The 16,998-nt window shown below is 70.4% G+C and carries 13 protein-coding genes, 1 tRNA gene and 1 riboswitch; of the genes, 6 read left to right on the forward strand and 8 right to left on the reverse strand.

All coding sequences use genetic code 11. The annotated features are described in order from the left end of the window. Positions 1–136: 136 nt before the first annotated feature. The 4 genes from OG194_RS24635 to OG194_RS24650 form a co-directional block, all read right to left on the reverse strand. The gene (locus OG194_RS24635) at positions 137–1,093 is read right to left on the reverse strand and encodes an SGNH/GDSL hydrolase family protein (RefSeq protein ID WP_327402974.1); all 957 of its coding nucleotides are present in this window, start codon (positions 1,091–1,093) and stop codon (positions 137–139) included. A gap of 178 nt (positions 1,094–1,271) precedes the next feature. After that, entirely contained in the window at positions 1,272–3,491 is a 2,220-nt protein-coding gene (locus OG194_RS24640) for an MMPL family transporter (RefSeq protein ID WP_327402975.1), read from the reverse strand. 139 nt (positions 3,492–3,630) lie between these two features. Next, entirely contained in the window at positions 3,631–4,272 is a 642-nt protein-coding gene (locus OG194_RS24645) for a GTP cyclohydrolase II (protein ID WP_327402976.1), read from the reverse strand. A gap of 150 nt (positions 4,273–4,422) precedes the next feature. After that, positions 4,423–4,920: a MarR family winged helix-turn-helix transcriptional regulator gene (locus OG194_RS24650; RefSeq protein WP_327402977.1), complete on the reverse strand. Its 498-nt coding sequence runs from the start codon at positions 4,918–4,920 to the stop codon at positions 4,423–4,425. Positions 4,921–5,013: 93 nt separating this feature from the next. On the opposite strand from OG194_RS24650, the gene OG194_RS24655 reads away from it, so the two are divergent. The 6 genes from OG194_RS24655 to OG194_RS24680 all read left to right on the forward strand — a co-directional run bounded on the left by OG194_RS24655 (position 5,014) and on the right by OG194_RS24680 (position 11,369). Beyond that, complete coding sequence (locus tag OG194_RS24655; protein ID WP_327402978.1) at positions 5,014–6,144, forward strand: dihydrofolate reductase family protein; 1,131 nt, start codon at positions 5,014–5,016, stop codon at positions 6,142–6,144. A gap of 170 nt (positions 6,145–6,314) precedes the next feature. Further along, positions 6,315–7,538, forward strand: coding sequence for an alginate lyase family protein (locus OG194_RS24660; RefSeq protein ID WP_327402979.1), 1,224 nt, complete (start codon positions 6,315–6,317; stop codon positions 7,536–7,538). Between the two features lie 52 nt (positions 7,539–7,590). Beyond that, positions 7,591–7,664: transfer RNA gene (locus OG194_RS24665), tRNA-Met, on the forward strand. 128 nt (positions 7,665–7,792) lie between these two features. Further along, positions 7,793–8,950: a PP2C family protein-serine/threonine phosphatase gene (locus tag OG194_RS24670; RefSeq protein ID WP_327402980.1), complete on the forward strand. Its 1,158-nt coding sequence runs from the start codon at positions 7,793–7,795 to the stop codon at positions 8,948–8,950. A gap of 233 nt (positions 8,951–9,183) precedes the next feature. Further along, positions 9,184–9,341, forward strand: a riboswitch (cyclic di-AMP (ydaO/yuaA leader). A gap of 11 nt (positions 9,342–9,352) precedes the next feature. Next, on the forward strand, positions 9,353–10,363 hold the full coding sequence (locus OG194_RS24675) for a M23 family metallopeptidase (RefSeq protein WP_327402981.1): 1,011 nt from the start codon (positions 9,353–9,355) through the stop codon (positions 10,361–10,363). 61 nt (positions 10,364–10,424) lie between these two features. Further along, positions 10,425–11,369, forward strand: coding sequence for an aldo/keto reductase (locus OG194_RS24680; RefSeq protein ID WP_327402982.1), 945 nt, complete (start codon positions 10,425–10,427; stop codon positions 11,367–11,369). A gap of 12 nt (positions 11,370–11,381) precedes the next feature. Here OG194_RS24680 and OG194_RS24685 read toward each other — a convergent pair whose 3' ends face one another. From OG194_RS24685 to OG194_RS24700, 4 genes are all read right to left on the reverse strand, one after another. After that, positions 11,382–12,689 (reverse strand): PrsW family intramembrane metalloprotease, encoded by a 1,308-nt coding sequence (locus OG194_RS24685; protein WP_327402983.1) that lies wholly within the window; start codon positions 12,687–12,689, stop codon positions 11,382–11,384. Positions 12,690–12,751: 62 nt separating this feature from the next. Continuing rightward, positions 12,752–13,549, reverse strand: coding sequence for a tRNA (guanosine(46)-N7)-methyltransferase TrmB (gene trmB / locus OG194_RS24690; protein WP_327402984.1), 798 nt, complete (start codon positions 13,547–13,549; stop codon positions 12,752–12,754). Between the two features lie 100 nt (positions 13,550–13,649). Further along, positions 13,650–14,912: an L-2-hydroxyglutarate oxidase gene (lhgO, locus tag OG194_RS24695; protein ID WP_442811620.1), complete on the reverse strand. Its 1,263-nt coding sequence runs from the start codon at positions 14,910–14,912 to the stop codon at positions 13,650–13,652. A gap of 120 nt (positions 14,913–15,032) precedes the next feature. After that, positions 15,033–16,457 carry a hypothetical protein gene (locus OG194_RS24700; protein WP_026151123.1) on the reverse strand — a complete coding sequence of 475 codons (1,425 nt, stop codon included), beginning with the start codon at positions 16,455–16,457 and terminating at the stop codon, positions 15,033–15,035. Positions 16,458–16,998: the final 541 nt, after the last annotated feature.

The following is a 16,998-nucleotide window of genomic DNA, read 5'->3' on the forward strand; positions in this document are numbered from 1 at the left end:
CACTTGAGGACGAGTCGCCTCATGCTGTGCCGGGCCGACCGGGACGGCCTAGGGAGTTTTCGTGACTCACAGTGTCCACTGGTGCAACTTAGGTTGCGGATCCACGGGTTGACACCTTGGACCGTGAACGACAGCCCTACAGCGCCGACTTGATCGTGCGCAGCACCGCGTCCGCCATGCCCCGCTCGCCCCGCGCGTTCGGATGCACCGGCGCCGCCGGGCTCTCCGGTACGAGCGGTTCGATCCAGCGGGTGTCCTTCGCCGCGCAGGCGTTGTGGTCGGCGGAGGGCGTGTACGTGTCGACGTAGCCGGCCACCGCCTCCGAAGCCCGTTGCCGCAGCATCGAGTTGAGCTGTTTCTCCTTCTCGCGGAGGAAGGTCACGTCGCCCGGTGCGAGGGACATCTCCCGGCCGCAGTCGGCGCTGTCGGACGGCAGGATCGCCGGGTACGAGACGACGTAGACCCGGGCCTCGGGGGCGCGGCGCCTGACCTCGGCCAGGACCCGGGTGAGGCGTTCGCCCGCCGTGGCGATCTTCTTCTCCACGGCGTCCAAGTCGCCCTTGACGTAGTTCCGTTCGCAGGGCGCGTCCTCGGGGACGTACTTGCCGCTGCCCGTCATCTCGTACAGCGCGCCCATCGCCACGCACCGTTTGATCATCGCGCTGAAGTCGATGTCGTTGCCGCCGATGCCCACGGTGACCAGGCGGGTCGTCGACGAAAGTGCCCTGAGCTGTGGGGAGTTGGTGCCGTCGTCCGTCTTCTGTGCCGCCGTGAGGTCGGAGGTGGTGGCGCCGCTGCAACTCACGTCGCGGAAGTCTCCTCCCTTCAGGCCGAGTTCGGCGGCGACGAGGGCCGGGTAGTTGCCGGCGGAGCGGTCGCAGCCGGCCGGGGTGCCCGTGGGGTCGGTGATGCCGGGGCCGGCCGTGTAGGAGTCACCGAGGGCCACGTACGGGCCCTTCGACGGGGCCGAGTAGGCGATACCGGCGTGGCTGTCGTCGTCGTTGCCGTCGCCGTCGCGGGTGACCAGCACGACGGTGAGCAGCGTGCCGCAGGCGAGGAGCCCGGCCACGCCGGCCTGCACTGAGGTTTTCATCGAAGTGCCCTCTCTGGTGGGCGAGTTGGTGACTCGGTGAGGTGGGGACGTCCGCGGGCCCGGCGACGGGCGGGGGGAGTGCCCCGTCGCCGGGCCCGGGACTTGCGCCGGTCCCCGTCCCCACGGGATCCGGCACCGCGGGGCCGCCTCCGCTCTCGGCGGCCCCGGTCTGAGGGAGCTAGGGGACCGGAGTGAGGCGGGCGGTGGGCGTGTCGGCGGCAGGCGCCGGGACCTTGCGGCTCAGGGCCTCGCCCTCGACGTCCATGCGGGGGAGGATCCGGTCCAGCCAACTCGGCAGGTACCAGGCCTTGTTGCCCAGCAGGGAGAGGACCGCGGGCACGATCGCCATCCGGACCACGAACGCGTCGAACAGCACCGCGATGGCCAGCCCGAAGCCGATCATCTTGATCATCGAGGCGCCCGCACCGATGAAGCCCGAGAACACCGCCATCATGATCAGCGCGGCGGCCACGACCACCCGGGCGCTGTGCCGGAACCCGGAGACGATCGCCTCCCCGGGCCCGTCCCCGTGGACGTACGCCTCGCGCATCCGGGAGACCAGGAACACCTCGTAGTCCATGGCCAGTCCGAAGACGATGCCCACCAGGAAGATCGGCATCAGGCTCATGATCGGACCGGTCTGCTCGACGCCCAACAGCGAGGCCCCGTGGCCCTGTTGGAAGACCGCCACGACCGCGCCCAGCGCCGCGAGGACCGAGAGCAGGAAGCCGAGGGCCGCCTTCAGCGGCACGAGCAGCGAGCGGAAGACCAGGAGCAGGAGGACGATCGCCAGGCCGACCACCAGCGCCAGGTACGGGATCAGCGCGCCCTGGACCTTCTGCGCCACGTCGATGTTCAGCGCGGTGGTGCCGGTGACCTCGAAGCTCGCGCCGGAGGCCTTCGACTCGATGTCCGACCGCTCGTCGCGGATCGTCTGGACGAGCCGCTTCGTCTTCTCGTCGGTCGGGCTGGTGGCGGGAGTCACGCTGAACACCGCTGTGTCGCCGGCCGAGTTGAAGCGCGCGGGTGAGACCGAGACCACCCCGTCCGTCGCCGCGATGTCCTTCGAGACCGTCGCTACGGCGCTCTTCGCGTCGTCCGCCTTCTTCGCGTCCACGACGATGGTCAGGGGACCGTTGAAACCGGGGCCGAAGCCCTTCGCGAGGTCGTCGTAGGCACGGCGTTCGGTGGTGGCCGTGGACTTGGCCTCGTCGCCGGGCATGCCGAGCTGGAGGTTGAGCGCGGGCAGCGCCATCGCGCCGAGGCCCACGACGCCGAGCAGCAGGACGGGGATCGGGCGGCGCACGACGAGCCGGGCCCAACGGCTGCCCCCGTTCTCGCCGTTGGCCTTGCTCCGCCCGGCCTTGGCCCTGCCCTTCCGCTCGCGGCGGGAGAGGACGGCGTTCGGCCAGAAGCCGAGGGCGGCCGGGACCAGGGTGAGGGAGATCAGGACCGACAGGAGGACCGCGCCCGCCGCCGCCAGGCCCATCTTCGTCAGCATCGGGATGCCGACCACCGACAGACCGGCCAGGGCGATGACTACGGTCAGGCCGGCGAACACCACTGCCGAACCCGCCGTACCGGCGGCCAGTCCCGCCGCTTCGCGCGGCGCGTGGCCCTTCTCGCGTTCCTCCCGGTAGCGGGAGACGACGAACAGCGCGTAGTCGATCCCGCAGGCGAGGCCGAGCATCGTGGCGAGTGTGCCGGTGGTCTCGGAGAGGCCGAAGGCGCTGCCCAGGGCGAGGACCGCGGACATGCTGATGCCGACGCCCAGGATCGCGGTGAGGAGGGGCAGGCCGGCCGCCGCCAGCGAACCGAAGGTGACCAGCAGGACCACAGCCGCTATCGCGATGCCGATCGCCTCGGCGCTGCCGCCCGCCGCGGGCTGGGTCGCGAGGGCGTCGCCCCCGACCTCGACGGTCAGGCCCGCGTCCCGGGCCGTGTCGATGGCCCGTTCCAGGTGGGTCTTGGCGGCGCCGGTGAGGTCGTCGGCCTTCACCTTGAACGTGACGGTGGAGTACGCCGTGGACGCGTCCGCGCTCACCGACTTCGCGGCGAACGGGTCGACGACGGAGGCGACTTGGGAACCGTCGGCCGCCTCCGTGACCAGCTTCTCGATCACGGCCTTGTTCTCGGTCGCGGTGACCTTCTCGCCGTTCGGGGCGACGAAGACGATCCGCGCGCTCGCGCCGTCCGCCGCGGTGCCGGGGAAGCGCTGCTCCAGCAGGTCGAAGGCGCGCTGCGACTCGATGCCGGGCATCGTGAAGCCGTCGTCCGGGGCGGCCGGCGCCTTGGCGGCGGCGAATCCGACGGCGCCGAGGACCGCCACCCACAACAGGGTGACGAACCAGCGCCACCGGAAGGCCACACGGCCCAAGCGATAAAGGAGAGTTGCCATGGCTGGGGAGGGCCTCCGTGTCGGCGGGCGGTCGAGATCGTGGTCTCAACCTTTCCGGCGGCCGCTCTCCGGCACGAGGGAGTGCCCTCCCGAATGCATGGTGTAGCCCGCTACACCATCCACGCTGCTCTGCCCCCGCTCAGCCCGCGTTCAGCTCCGTCAACTGGCCCAGCGGCAGCGTGTGGTGGGTCTGGAGGACCTTCGCGCGTAGATACCGGACGTTGTGCGGGGTGGTGAACACACCGGTCGGCACGCGGTCGTGGACGTCGATGCCGAGCCCGCGCAACTGGTCGGCCTTGTCAGGGTTGTTGGAGAGCAGGTCCAGGGACGTGATCCCGAGGGCGCTGAGCATCTGCGCGGCGGCCGTGTAGTCACGGGCGTCCTCGGGCAGGCCCAGCGCGGTGTTCGCGGCGTACGTGTCGAGCCCCTGGTCCTGGAGGGCGTACGCGTCGAGCTTGTTGTAGAGGCCGATGCCGCGGCCCTCCTGGCGCAGGTAGAGCAGGACACCGCCGCGCTCGGCGATGCGCTCGACGGCCTCGCGCAGCTGGGGCCCGCAGTCGCAGCGGGCGGAGCCGAAGACATCGCCGGTGAGGCACTCGGAGTGCAGCCGGACCAGCGGGGTCGTACCGGGGGCGGGATCGCCGAGGACGACCGCCACGTGTTCCTGGCCGTCGGTCAGGCCGTGGAAGGTGACGAGTTCGGCGTCGACGCCGTAGCCGTCCTGGAAGCGCAGCGGTACCCGGACGCGGGCACGCGGGGTGGCGGCGGGGAAGTCGGGCATGCGGGTCTCCGTGGTCCGGCGGCAGGTACGCGGATGTGCCTCGGTGAGTGCTTCAGTTTTGAAGCACATCCACGATGACGGACACTACCTCATGCTTGAAATTTGAAGCAACAGAATTGTGGGACGGGTCACGAACGAACGCCGGAAGACTCACGAGCACGAAGGAGTGGAGCGGCGGCGCCACGGAACGTCCTTCGGCTCCTCCAGCGCCCGCACGATCCCGGCGCTGATCTCCTCCATCTGCCGCACCTGCTCCGGCGTGAGGTGATCGAAGATCGCGGCCCGTACGGTCTCGACATGCCCCGGCGCCGTACGCTCCAGCACGGCCATCCCCTCGTCGGTCAGGACCGCGGTGCTGCCCCGCTTGTCCGACGGACACCCTTCCCGCCGCACCAGACCGTCCTTCTCCAGCCGGGTCACCGCGTACGTCAGCCGGCTCCGGGTGATCTTCGACTTCTCGGCGAGGTCGGTCATCCGCAGCCGGCGGTCCGGCACCTCGGAGAGGTTGGCGAGGATGGAGTAGTACAGGTGGGGCATGCCGGCCTCCTGCTGGAGCTGCCGGTCGATCGCGTCCTCCAGGAGGTGCGTCGCGGCGATGTACGCGCGCCAGGCGCGCTGCTCCTCGGCGGTGAGCCAGCGAGTCGTCATGCCCCCAGTGTAGGTTTGTTTCAAACTTGAACCAAGCCCCGCCGTTCCACCCAGCCCCGCCATCCCCACGAGCAATGACCCGGGAGCGCGTCGATGCCCCACCCGTACGTCCTGCTGTCCGCCGCCGTCTCCCTCGACGGCTACCTCGACGACACCGGCCCCGACCGGCTGCTCCTCTCCAGCCCGGCCGACTTCGACCGTGTCGACGAGGTCCGGGCATCGGTCGACGCGATCCTCATCGGCGCCGGCACGATCCGCGCGGACAACCCCCGTCTCCTGGTCAACTCCCCTGAGCGCAGGGCGAGTCGCGTAGCCGCAGGCAAGCCGGAGTATCCACTCAAGGTCACGGTCACCGCCTCCGGCGACCTGGACCCGACGGCCAACTTCTGGCACACGGGCGGCGAAAAGCTGGTCTGTACGACGGACAAGGGCGCGGAGCGAGCACGCGAACGGGGCCTGGCGGCGGACGTCGTGGCCCTCGGCCCCGACCTCGACTGGCGCGCCCTTCTTGAACACCTGCACGCGGTAAGGGGAGTTGACCGCCTGATGGTCGAGGGCGGCGGCACGATCCACACCCAACTCCTCCAACAGGGCCTGGCCGACGAACTCCACCTGGTCCTGTCCCCCCTGTTCGTGGGCGACGACAAGGCCCCCCGCCTGTTCGGCCCGGGCACCTACCAGTCCGGCCGCCTGCGCCTGTTGGAGACCCGCCCCATCGAGGACGTGGTCCTCATGCGCTACGAACCCACCGCCCCCGGCACCGGCGACCTCCCCTCCGCCGCCGACCACCACTGGCTCGCCCTCGCCTGCGACCTGGCCGCAGACTGCCCGCCCTCGGAGACGGCGTTCAGCGTCGGCGCGGTGGTGGTGGCGGAGGACGGCACGGAGTTGTCCCGGGGCCACTCCCGCGAGGCGGGCGACCCGGTGGTCCACGCGGAGGAGGCGGCCCTGGCCAAGCTGGACCCGGCCGACCCCCGCCTCCCCACGGCCACCGTCTACACCAGCCTCGAACCCTGCACCCACCGCGCCTCCCGCCCCAAGCCCTGCGCCCGCCTCATCCTCGACGCGGGCGTACGGCGGGTGGTGACCGCTTGGCGCGAGCCCGACACGTTCGTCGCGGGGGCCGACGGGAGCGGGATGTTGGCAGCGCGGGGGGTGACCGTGGTCGTACTCCCGGAGTACGAGAAGCGAGCGAAGGCGCCGAACGGGCATCTGCTCGGCTGACCCGGGACACCCTCTCCGGAAAAGTGTGTCACTTTCGCCGAAAGTGACACACTTTTTCAGGCCCCCCACCCCCCCGGCTCCCCGACCGGCCCATCAAATCCTGCGCCCCACCGCCTCCCACGTCACGCTCACAAAGAACCGGTGCGGAGGACAACGCGGAGGTAGGACACATGAGGTCAGTGGGCCGGCGGCACGCCATCACCTTGCTGGGCGCGTCCGTAGCCGTAGGACTGCTCGCCTCGTGCGGAACGGCGGACACCGGCACGCGGACCATGGCCCGGGCGCTTCCCGCGGACGCCGCGTTCACCCACCCCGGAGTCCTCGTCAGCAAGGGCCAGCTGGACGCCGTGCGCAAGAACGTCACCGCCGGCAAACAGCCCTGGCTGAAGGCGTACTTCGGGATGCGGGACAGCAAGTACGGGTCGTACAAGTACACGGCGAAGCCGTCCGCGGACGTCGACTGCCCCTGGAACGGCAAGGCCGCGCACGGCTGTGTCGAGGAGCGCGAGGACGCGATCGCGGCGTACACGCAGGCGTTGCTGTTCAGCATCACCGGCAAGCAGCATCACGCGCTCAAGGCGCGGGAGATCATGGACGACTGGTCGGCGAAGATGAAGGAGCACACCTCCGACGACGCCGGGCTCCAGACCGCGTGGGCCGGTTCGACCTGGGCGCGGGCGGCGGAGATCGTGCGGTACGCGCCCGGCGCCGGATGGCCGGCGGACCGGGTCAAGCGGTTCGGGACGATGCTGCGTACCGCCTACGAGCCGGAAGTCACCAAGGACCTGCCGGACTACAACGGCAACTGGGACCTCGCGATGACGGACGCGGCGATCGGCATCGCCGTCTTCCTCGACGACCACAAGGCGTTCGACGCCGCCGTCAAGCGCTTCCGCGACCGCGTGCCCGCCTACTTCTACCTCGCCAAGGACGGCAGGGTGCCGCTCACCCCGGTGGGCTCGAAGCTCACCACGCCGCAGAAGCTGACGACATACTGGTTCAAGCAGACGACCTTCAAGGACGGCCTCGCCCAGGAGACCTGCCGCAACTTCAAGCACGTCGGGTACTCGCTGGCCGCGACCGCGCACATCGCCGAGACCGCCTGGCACCAGGGCGTCGACCTCTACGACGGGGTCAAGGACCGGCTCAAGGCGGCCCTCGAATTCCACGCCCGCTACCAGCTCGGCGAGCCCGCGCCCGCCTGGCTGTGCGGCGGCAAGGTCGACCGGAACATGGGGCCCGACCTGGAGGTCGCCGTCAACCACCTGGAGGGCCGGCTCGGCGTGAAGGTGCCCGCCGCGCACAAGCTCGCCGAGTCCACCCGCCCGGCCGGCAGCGACGACCTCTTCGTCTCCTGGGAGACCCTCACGCACGCCGGGAACACCGCCGACTGAAACCTGTGTGACATCGGACCCCGCGGATGGCGTATAGTTGCAATCACAACGGCGCGGGGTGGAGCAGCTCGGTAGCTCGCTGGGCTCATAACCCAGAGGTCGCAGGTTCAAATCCTGTCCCCGCTACTACGGCCAAGGGCCGGAATCCAGAAATGGGTTCCGGCCCTTGGTGTTTCTCCCCCTGTCGGCCCACCCCGCTCGCCGCACTCCCCCCACCGGGAAAAACTGGACGTGTGGAGGAGGAGGGTCCGTACGTGCGAGCCGGCGGGCGCCTCCCCGGCGATCCCACGCCCGACCCGGGCCTCGGCGACAGTCCGTCCCCCCGCCCCGAGGGCGAGGGCCGGCGGATCTCGTACGCCCGCGCCGTCGTCCGCCGCCTCCCCGTCCTGCTGCTGATCGCCGCCGCGCTCTACGACTACTTCACCCCGTCCGAATTCACGGCGGCCCCGCTCTTCACCGCCGCCCCGCTGGTCGCCGCCCCGCTCTACTCCCGGCGCGGCACCGTCCTCACCGGTCTGGCGGCCGTAGCCGTCGTGCTGGTGATCCACATCAGGCTCGGCATCGTCCTCGACACCGACGCGGTCACCGAGGTGGTCACCGTGGCGACGGTCGCCGTCCTCGCCGTCCTGATCAACCTCCTGGTCCGCCGCAGCAGCGAACAGCTCGCCTCCGCGCGCGAGATCGCCGAGGCCGCCCAGCGCGCCGTCCTGCCCGAACCGGCCGATCGCATCGGCGGGTTCGCGATCGCGGCACGGTACGAGGCGGCGCAGGAGGGCGCGTTCATCGGCGGCGACCTGTACGCGGTGCAGGACACCCCGCACGGCGTACGGCTGGTCGTCGGCGACGTGCGCGGCAAGGGCATGGGCGCGGTCGCCGCCGTCGCCGTGGTCATCGGGGCGTTCCGGGAGGCCGCCGAGCAGGAGGCGACCCTGGAGGCGGTCGCGCAGCGGCTGGAGCGGGCGCTGGCGCGCGAGGGCACCCGGCGCGACGGGCTCGACGCGTTCGAGGGGTTCACCACGGCCGTCCTCGCCGAACTCCCGCACGGCGACGGCGTCGTACGGATCGTCGACCGCGGCCATCCGCCGCCGCTGCTCCTGCACGAGGACGGCACCGTCCGTACGTTGCAGGTCCAGGAGCCCGCACTGCCCCTGGGAATGGGGGAGTTGGGGGTCTGGCCCGACCGTGCTGAAGAGTTCGCGTTCCCGGGCGGGGCCACCCTCCTCGTGCACACCGACGGGCTGTCCGAGGCGCGCGACTCCCGCGGTGTCTTCTACGACCCCGGGGCGCGGCTGGCCGGCCGGACCTTCCGCACCCCCGAGGCGTTGCTCGGCATCCTCGCCAAGGAGGTGCGCCGGTACTCCGGGGGCTGGATGACGGACGACATGGCGATGATCGCCGTACGGCATCCATGACCGTTGTCACGGCGGGTGACCGGGTGGGAGCCCTCCGCATAACAACTGACATGCCGTCAATACCTGTGGGAATTCTGAGACTTGGCCAACTCGCCCGTTTTTCGCCGGTGGTGGGCCCTTCGTCCAGCAAGGAAAGGTTAATGATCAAGCCGAACAGCTTGGAAACGGGCGCCCGTGTCTATTAACGTTCGATAACGCAGCGCGGTCGTCCCAGCCGTCACTAGAGATGGCTCCGTGCGCACGCGCCGAATCCTGAAAGGGAACCGGGGAACCACCACCTTGGGGTGAATCGCTCGTCAACTGCCGTGGAAACGCGGCCGGTTTACGCGCGTAGGAGACCTTCCTGCTCCGAACCCGTCAGCTAACCCGGTAGGCGAGAAGGAAGGAAAGGAGCACGCCCACGTGGCGTCCAACCAGGCTGCCCCAGAAGCCCCTGTCGTCTACGGCGGTTACCGCCCCGACGAGGGCCCCTGGGAGGAGTGGAATCCCAGCGCGGAGACCGTTGCTCCCAACCGCGGCAAGCACCGTGTCGCCAAGCAGCGTGGTGGCGGAGGATTCGCCCGCAGCTCCACCGTCCTGGGCGTCGGTGTCATAGCCGCCGTCAGCGCGGGCGGCATGGCCAGCGCCAACACCGGCAAGCCGCCGGTATCGATCTCCATACCCGACCTGCCCTCCGTGGGTCATCTGTTGGACGACTCGTCCAGCAGTACCCCCAAGGGTTCCGCGACCGCGCTCAGCAGCGTCGGCGTGACCACCACCGAGACCGCCAAGGGTGCCTCGGACGCGGGCGAGCTGCTGCGCAACCGGATCATGGCGCAGGCCGAGTCGCAGCAGGTGCAGGTCGACGGCAAGTCGAAGGCCGCCGTCGAGGCCGCCGTCGCCAAGCAGGTCGACGACGCCGCCGCCAAGGCCGAGAAGGACGCCGCGAAGAAGGCCGCCGACGCGAAGAAGGCCGCGGAGGCCGCCGCCAAGAAGAAGGCCGAGGCCGCGAAGCTCGCCGCGCTGGCCAAGCAGTACACGCTGCCGGTCGGCTCGTACACGATCACCGGCACCTTCGGACAGGCCGGCTCGATGTGGTCCTCCGGGTACCACACGGGTCTCGACTTCGCCGCTCCCACCGGCACGCTGATCAAGGCCATCCACAGCGGCACGGTCACCGAGGCGGGCTGGGCCGGGTCGTACGGGTACCGCACGATCCTCACCCTCGACGACGGCACCGAGCTGTGGTTCTGCCACCAGTCCTCGATCAACGTGAGCGTCGGGCAGAAGGTCTCCACCGGTGAGGTCATCGGCCGCGTGGGCGCGACCGGCAACGTGACCGGGCCGCACCTCCACCTGGAGGTGCACATCAACGGCGCCGCCACCGCGAGCGACCCGGCGCCCTGGCTGCGCAGCAAGGGCCTCAACCCCTAAGGGCTCTAAGGGCTCTAAAGGGCTGGAATATCCGGTTCCGGTCCGGCTGTTGAAGTGGGTCATGACTTCTCTTCGCAAGCTGGGCCGGTCCGACCTTGAGGTCTTCCCGCTCTCCCTCGGCGGCAACGTCTTCGGCTGGACCGCCGACGAGGCGACCTCCTTCGCCGTGCTCGACGCCTACGCGGCCGCGGGCGGCAACTTCGTCGACACCGCCGACTCGTACTCGGCGTTCGCGCCGGGCAACCAGGGCGGCGAGTCCGAGACCATCATCGGCAAGTGGGTCAAGGCCCGCGGCAACCGCTCCGACGTCGTCATCGCCACCAAGGTCAGCCAGCACCCCGACTTCCCGGGCCTGAGCGCCGCCAACATCAAGGCCGCCGCGGACGCCTCCCTGCGCCGCCTCGACACCGACCACATCGACCTCTACTACACCCACTTCGACCAGGTCGAGGTGCCGGTCGAGGAGATCATCGGCGCGCTCGACGAGCTGGTGAAGGCGGGAAAGGTGCGGCACATCGCCGCGTCCAACATCACCCCGGCGCGGCTCCGGGCCTCCCTCGACCTCTCCGACCGCGAGGGCCTCGCCCGCTATGTCGCCCTCCAGCCGCACTACAACCTGGTCTCGCGCGACACCTACGAGGGTGAGCTGAGCGAGCTCGCCGCGCGGGAGGGCCTGGCCGCGGTCCCGTACTTCGCGCTGGCCGCCGGCTTCCTCACCGGCAAGTACCGCCCCGGTACGACGGTCGACAGCCCGCGGGCCGGGCGCGCGGCCCAGTACCTCGAATCGGAGCGCGGCCTGAACGTCCTCACCGCCCTCGACGAGGTCGCCCAGGCCCACGACGCCCCGGTCGCCACGGTGGCCCTCGCCTGGCTCGCGGCCCAGCCCACGGTCGCGGCCCCGATCGCGTCGGCCCGGTCGGTGGAGCAGCTCCCCGCACTGCTGGGCGTGGCCGAACTGGAGCTGACGGAGGCGGAGATCACCCGCCTCACGCAGGCGTCGGCGTAAATGTCCTCGGAACTATGACCGGTACGGGTTGTACAGGGGAGACCCGTACGACCCGTACACCGGCGGCCACGGCGGCACCACCACCGGTACCGGTGGCGCCGTCCGGCGCGCCGCGTAGTCCAGCGCGGGCCGCGCCACCTCCCGGCGCAGCCACAGCTCGTGCAGCAGCTCCCTTTCCCGTACGACGAAATCGGCGCCGGCGCGACCCCGCGCGGCCCGGTGCCGCAGGAACGCCAGAGAGGTCGCGTGGGCCTCGTACCGGGCGACCGAGCGAGCCGCCTGCCTGCCGAGGTGGTGGCGGGCGTACTCGCGGGCCAAGCGCCGTGCCTTCATCGAGCCGAGCACGAACGGTTCGGCCGGGATCAGCCAGCCCGCGTAGACGTAGGCGGGCAACTCCTCGCGCACGGTGCGCAGTTCGCGCTGCCGGGTCCAGACCGCCAGCCAGGTCAGCAGGCCGAACATGGGGACCATGAAGACGCCGTAGACCTCGAAGAAGCCGTACTGGCCGAAGGTGGAGGAGCCGTTCCAGATCGCGTGCATGCCCATCGCGAGGAGCAGGCCGGTCAGCGGCAGCAGGACGCGGCGGACGTGCTGCCGGTCGGGGGAGAGGGCGGCGATGCCGAAGCCGATGCCGGTGAGGACGGTGAACAGGGGGTGCGCGAAGGGGGACATGACGATGCGCACGAAGAAGGTCGCCGCGGTGACGGAGGTGAAGCCGCGGTCGCCGGTGAGCTGGTCGGTGCCGAAGGCGGTGCCGAGGTAGAGGATGTTCTCGGTGAACGCGAAGCCGGTGGCGGTGACCCCGGCTATCACCACCCCGTCGACGATCCCGGTGAAGTCCCGTCTGCGGAACAGGAAGACGAGGAGTACGGCCGCCGCCTTCGCCGACTCCTCGACGATCGGGGCTATGACGGTCGCGCCGAGGGTGTCCGCGCTGGTCGGATCGGCGGTCGTGGTCGCTATCCATCTCGTCGCGAAGCTGTTGGCGACGATGGCTATGAGGGCCGCGGCGCAGGCGCCCCACGCGAAGGAGAAGAGCAGGTTGCGCCAGGGGCCGGGGTCGACGCGGTCCAGCCAGCGGAAGGCGGCGAGGAGGAGGGGGACGGGTAGTACGGCGAGCCCGAGCCCGACCAAGAACCCTTCCGTGCCGGTCTGTTGGCGGACCAGCGCGAGGATGACGAGCCCGGAGAGCGTCAGCAGGGCGATCAACGCGCCGTAACGGACCCACTTCCGCTGCCACCAGCGCACCCGCGGCCCGTGCCCGGCCACACCACCGGCGGGGTGGCCGGGGTGCGGGGGGTACGGCGGAAACGTGGCCACGGCATCGACCCTAACGAGGTAAGGGCACGGCCCGCGAGGGAGCCTGGCGTCGGCGCTGGTCGTCAGTGCTGGTCGTCGTGGGGTACGCGACGGAAGAGCAGATCGTTCACGACATGTCCCTTGTCCAGTCCCTGGCCCTCGAAACGGGTCAGCGGCCGGAACTCCGGACGGGGCGCAAAACCGCCCTCAGGTTGGCTGTTCTCGAAGTCCGGGTGCGCGTCGAGCACTTCGAGCATCTGCTCCGCGTACGGCTCCCAGTCCGTCGCGCAGTGCACGGTCGCCCCTGGCTTGAGGCGGGTCGCGGCGAGGGTGAGGAACTCCGGCTGGATCAGGCGCCGCTTGTGGTGCCGCTTCTTGGGCCAGGGGTCCGGGAAGTACACGCGCAGGCCGTCGAGCGCGTCCGGGACGAGCATCTCGCGGAGCAGGATGATCGCGTCCCCGTTGGCGACGCGGATGTTGGACAGGCCGTGGTGGTCGGCGAGGCGGAGGAGGTTGCCCTGGCCCGGGGTGTGCACGTCGGCGGCGAGGATGTTCGTCGCGGGGGCGTCGGCGGCCATCTGGGCGGTGGCCTCACCCATGCCGAAGCCGATCTCCAGGACGACGGGGTTGTCGTTCCCGAACAGCTCGGGGAGATCGAGGGTTCGTTGGCCGTCGATGTCCAGGCCCCACTTGGGCCACAGGCGTTCCAGGGAGTCTGCCTGGCCGGCTGTCACCCGGCTTCTGCGGGGTTGGAAGCTTCGGATGCGGCGTTCGAAGTGGGAGCCGGCGGGGTCGGGCGTCGGCCCGTCGGGGAAACGGGGTTCGCCCTTGGGCCGGATTCGCTGCGCGGGCTCGGCGGGGGTGTTGGGGGAGTCAGACACAATGGGTTGATTTTACTGGGCGTGCGCCTTTGCGTCTGCGTGGCTTCTGTTGTCTGGCGAGCGCGGGTCTGCTGTGGCTGGTCGCGCAGTTCCGCGCCCCTTAGCGGTGCTGTAGTTCCCGGTGCAGTGCAGCTAGGGCCCTGCGGGCTACCTCTCTGCCGATGGGTAGGGAGGCGGTGGCCGCCGGGCTTGGGGCGTTGAGGACGTGTACCGCCCGCGGTCCCTCCTTGATCAGGAAGTCGTCTACGAGGGTGCCGTCCCGCAGGACCGCCTGCGCCCGTACGCCCGCCGCCGATGGGACCAGGTCGTCCGGGGTCACCGCCGGGAGGAGGCGTTGCACGGCTGCCGTGAACGCGGTCTTGGAGATGGACCGGCGTAGCTCGCCCGCCCCGTAGCGCCAGTGCTGTCGGGCCATGTGCCAGGTGCCGGGCCAGGTTGCTGTCGCGGCGACTTCCCGGGGGCTTACGACGCCCCAGTCGTAGCCCTCGCGGGCCAGGGCCGGGACCGCGTTCGGGCCGAGGTGGACGCTGCCGTCGATGCCGCGCGTGAGGTGGACGCCGAGGAACGGGAACGCCGGGTCGGGGACCGGGTAGACCAGGCCCCGGACCAGTTCGGGGCGGGTGAGCGTGTAGTACTCGCCGCGGAACGGCACGATCCGCATCTCCGGGTCGTCGCCGGTGAGACGGGCCACCTCGTCGCAGTGCAGGCCGGCGCAGTTGACCAGGACGCGGGCGCGGACGACGTCACCGCCGGTCGCGGTCACCGTACGGACGGCGACCCCGCGCTCCGGGCGCCGGTCGATGTGGGCCACGCGCGCGCCGTAGCGGATCTCCGCGCCGGAGGCCTCGGCGAGGCGGCGGGCGACCTCGGTGTAGTCGCAGATGCCGGTCGTCGCGACCTGTATGGCCGCGAGGCCGCGCACCTCGGGTTCGTACTCCGCGATCTGGGCGCCGCCCAGCTCCCGGACCGCAATGCCGTTCTCCCGCCCGCGCTGCACGAGCGCGTGCAGGCGAGGCAGCTCGGCGCGCTCCGTGGCGACGATCAACTTCCCGGTGACGGCATGCGAAACCCCGTACTCCGCACAGAACTTGACCATCTCGGCAGCCCCACCCACCGCATATCGCGCCTTGAGCGACCCCGGCCGGTAGTAGATCCCGCTGTGGATGACTCCGCTGTTGCGCCCTGTCTGGTGCCGGGCGGGCCCGGCCTCCTTCTCCAGCACGGTGACGCGCGTACCCGGCGCGGCACGCGTGATCGCATACGCCGTAGACAGCCCGACAATCCCGCCACCGACCACGAGCACGTCACAGTCGAACCCGACCCCAGCCCGCACGTGCACCACCTCCCGGCTTCGATAGTGCACTGCACCACTGACAATGCCTTCAAACCCCGGAAGGGATACCCGCGCCCAAGGGGCGCGGGGAACTGCGCGACAAGCCACGACGGACCCGCACGCGCAGACAGACCGCAACCACGCAGACGACTAGGCGGGCGCCATCAACAACGGCCGAGCCCTCTCCCGCAGCTCAACGACCCGCGGCTCATCCCCATACGGCTCCAACCGGTGCAGAAGATCCTTCACGTACTCCGTCGTACGCGCCGAAGAGATCCGCCCAGCGACCTCCACCGCCCGAACCCCTTGCTCACAAGCCGCATCAAGATTCCCCGACTCAAGCTCAGCCACCGCAGAGACGACCAGCCGAAGCCCGTGCGACCGCACGAACTCCTCCGTAGGCTTCGACAACGCCTGCTCGGTGAACCGCCGTACCTGACGAGGCGCCTTCAAGTCCCGGTAGCACTCCGCCGCGTCGGCCGCGAACCGGTCGTAGCCGTAGAACCCGAGCCACGACGGATCGTTGTCGCCCTCCCGGGACCGCTCAAGCCACCCCTCGGCGGCCTTCAGGGCAGCCCCGGCCGCCTGCGCATCCCCCGCCTTCGCATGGGACCGCGCCTCGACCAGCCGGAAGAAGCTCATCGTCCGGGCCGTAGCAAGCCCCCGGTTGCGCTCCAGCGCCGCCTGCGCGAGGTCGACGCCCTCGTCGCCGAAGCCCCGGTAGGTCGCCTGCAACGACATCGACGCCAGCACATAGCCCCCCAACGGCACGTCCGCCGCCGCGCGGGCCAGGCGCAGCGCCTGGATGTAGTACCGCTGCGCCGCCTCCTGTTGACCCGTGTCGAAGGCCATCCACCCGGCGAGGCGGGTGAGTTCGGCGCTCGCGCCGAACAGGGCTCTGCCGACCTCGTCGGAGTACGAGCCGAGCAGCAGCGGTGCCGCCTCCACCCGGAGGCACTCGGGCACCATGGACGAACGCCAGTCGCCACCCCCGTACTTGGAGTCCCAGCGCCTCGCGTCCTCCGCGGCCTCCCGCAGTTTCTGCACATCGCTGTGGCCGACTTTGAGCGGTGTCCCGGAGCTCTCCGCGGAGTTGGCCTCGCGCGCCACCGAACTGTCGGCCGGGGTTATCAGCCACCGTGAGGCGGGCGTTGCGTATGCGCTGACTGCGAACGACCCGGCGAGGGACTGCCAGATGCCGCCGGAGCCGGCCCGGCGGCCGGCGAGGTCGAGCCGGTACAACTCCGTTGCGGAACGCACGGCTTGGCCGACGTCCCGGGGAAAGGCGAGGCCCACTTCCGGTGCGGGATCCGCGTCCGCCAGGCCGATCTCGTGGAGCGGCACAGGGCGGCCGAGCTTCTGGCCGATGGCGGCCGCGATGAGGTGCGGGGCGGCGCCCTGGGGCACCATCCCCTTCGACACCCAGCGCGCCACCGACGTCTTGTCGTAGCGAAGTGTCAACCCGCGTTGAGCGCCAAGATCGTTGACGCGACGCGCGAGTCCTGCGTTGCTGATTCCCGCGAGGGCGAGAACGGTGCCGAGTTTTTCGTTCGGCCCGCGTTGCTCCCTGGACATGCGCCACCCCTCGACACAGACGGCTGCCGCGCTGGCATAACCACCCGGCATTCGTAAACCCAGCGTAGTTCGCCGCATCCCAAGCGTTAAGGGGCATTGTTCCGGTTGGCGGGATTGTGGTCCGTACGCGAGTGCGGGGTTTGCACGCAGGGTTGCGACGTGCCCCCGTCGTGTGGCCGTGCGCCCGTGTGTGCGCTCTTCTCCGGCCATCCCGGGAGCGCTTCGATGGATCGTGCGTGGGTCGGCCCGCTGTACTGGATCCAGTGGGCTGGGGGACACCGCCGCCTACATCCCCGCGGGCGGCGGACCGGTCCGGGAGGCGTACTCCGCCTCCCGGACTGTGCGCGGTGCGAAGCGGTGCGCACGGCATGTACGGAGCGTGCGCGAGCCTGTCCCTGTAACGCCGATTTGGCCGAAAACCGCCCCTGCCTCCCGATGTCGAATACCGCTCCTACCATGGGAGTTGAGGGCGCGTTAGGTGTTTTGGGGGAGCGTATCGGGGGCGCATTCGCGTCGTGGACGTAGGGTCTTCCTTGTCCGG

The organism is Streptomyces sp. NBC_01288 (genome assembly GCF_035982055.1).
Lineage (GTDB): Bacteria > Actinomycetota > Actinomycetes > Streptomycetales > Streptomycetaceae > Streptomyces.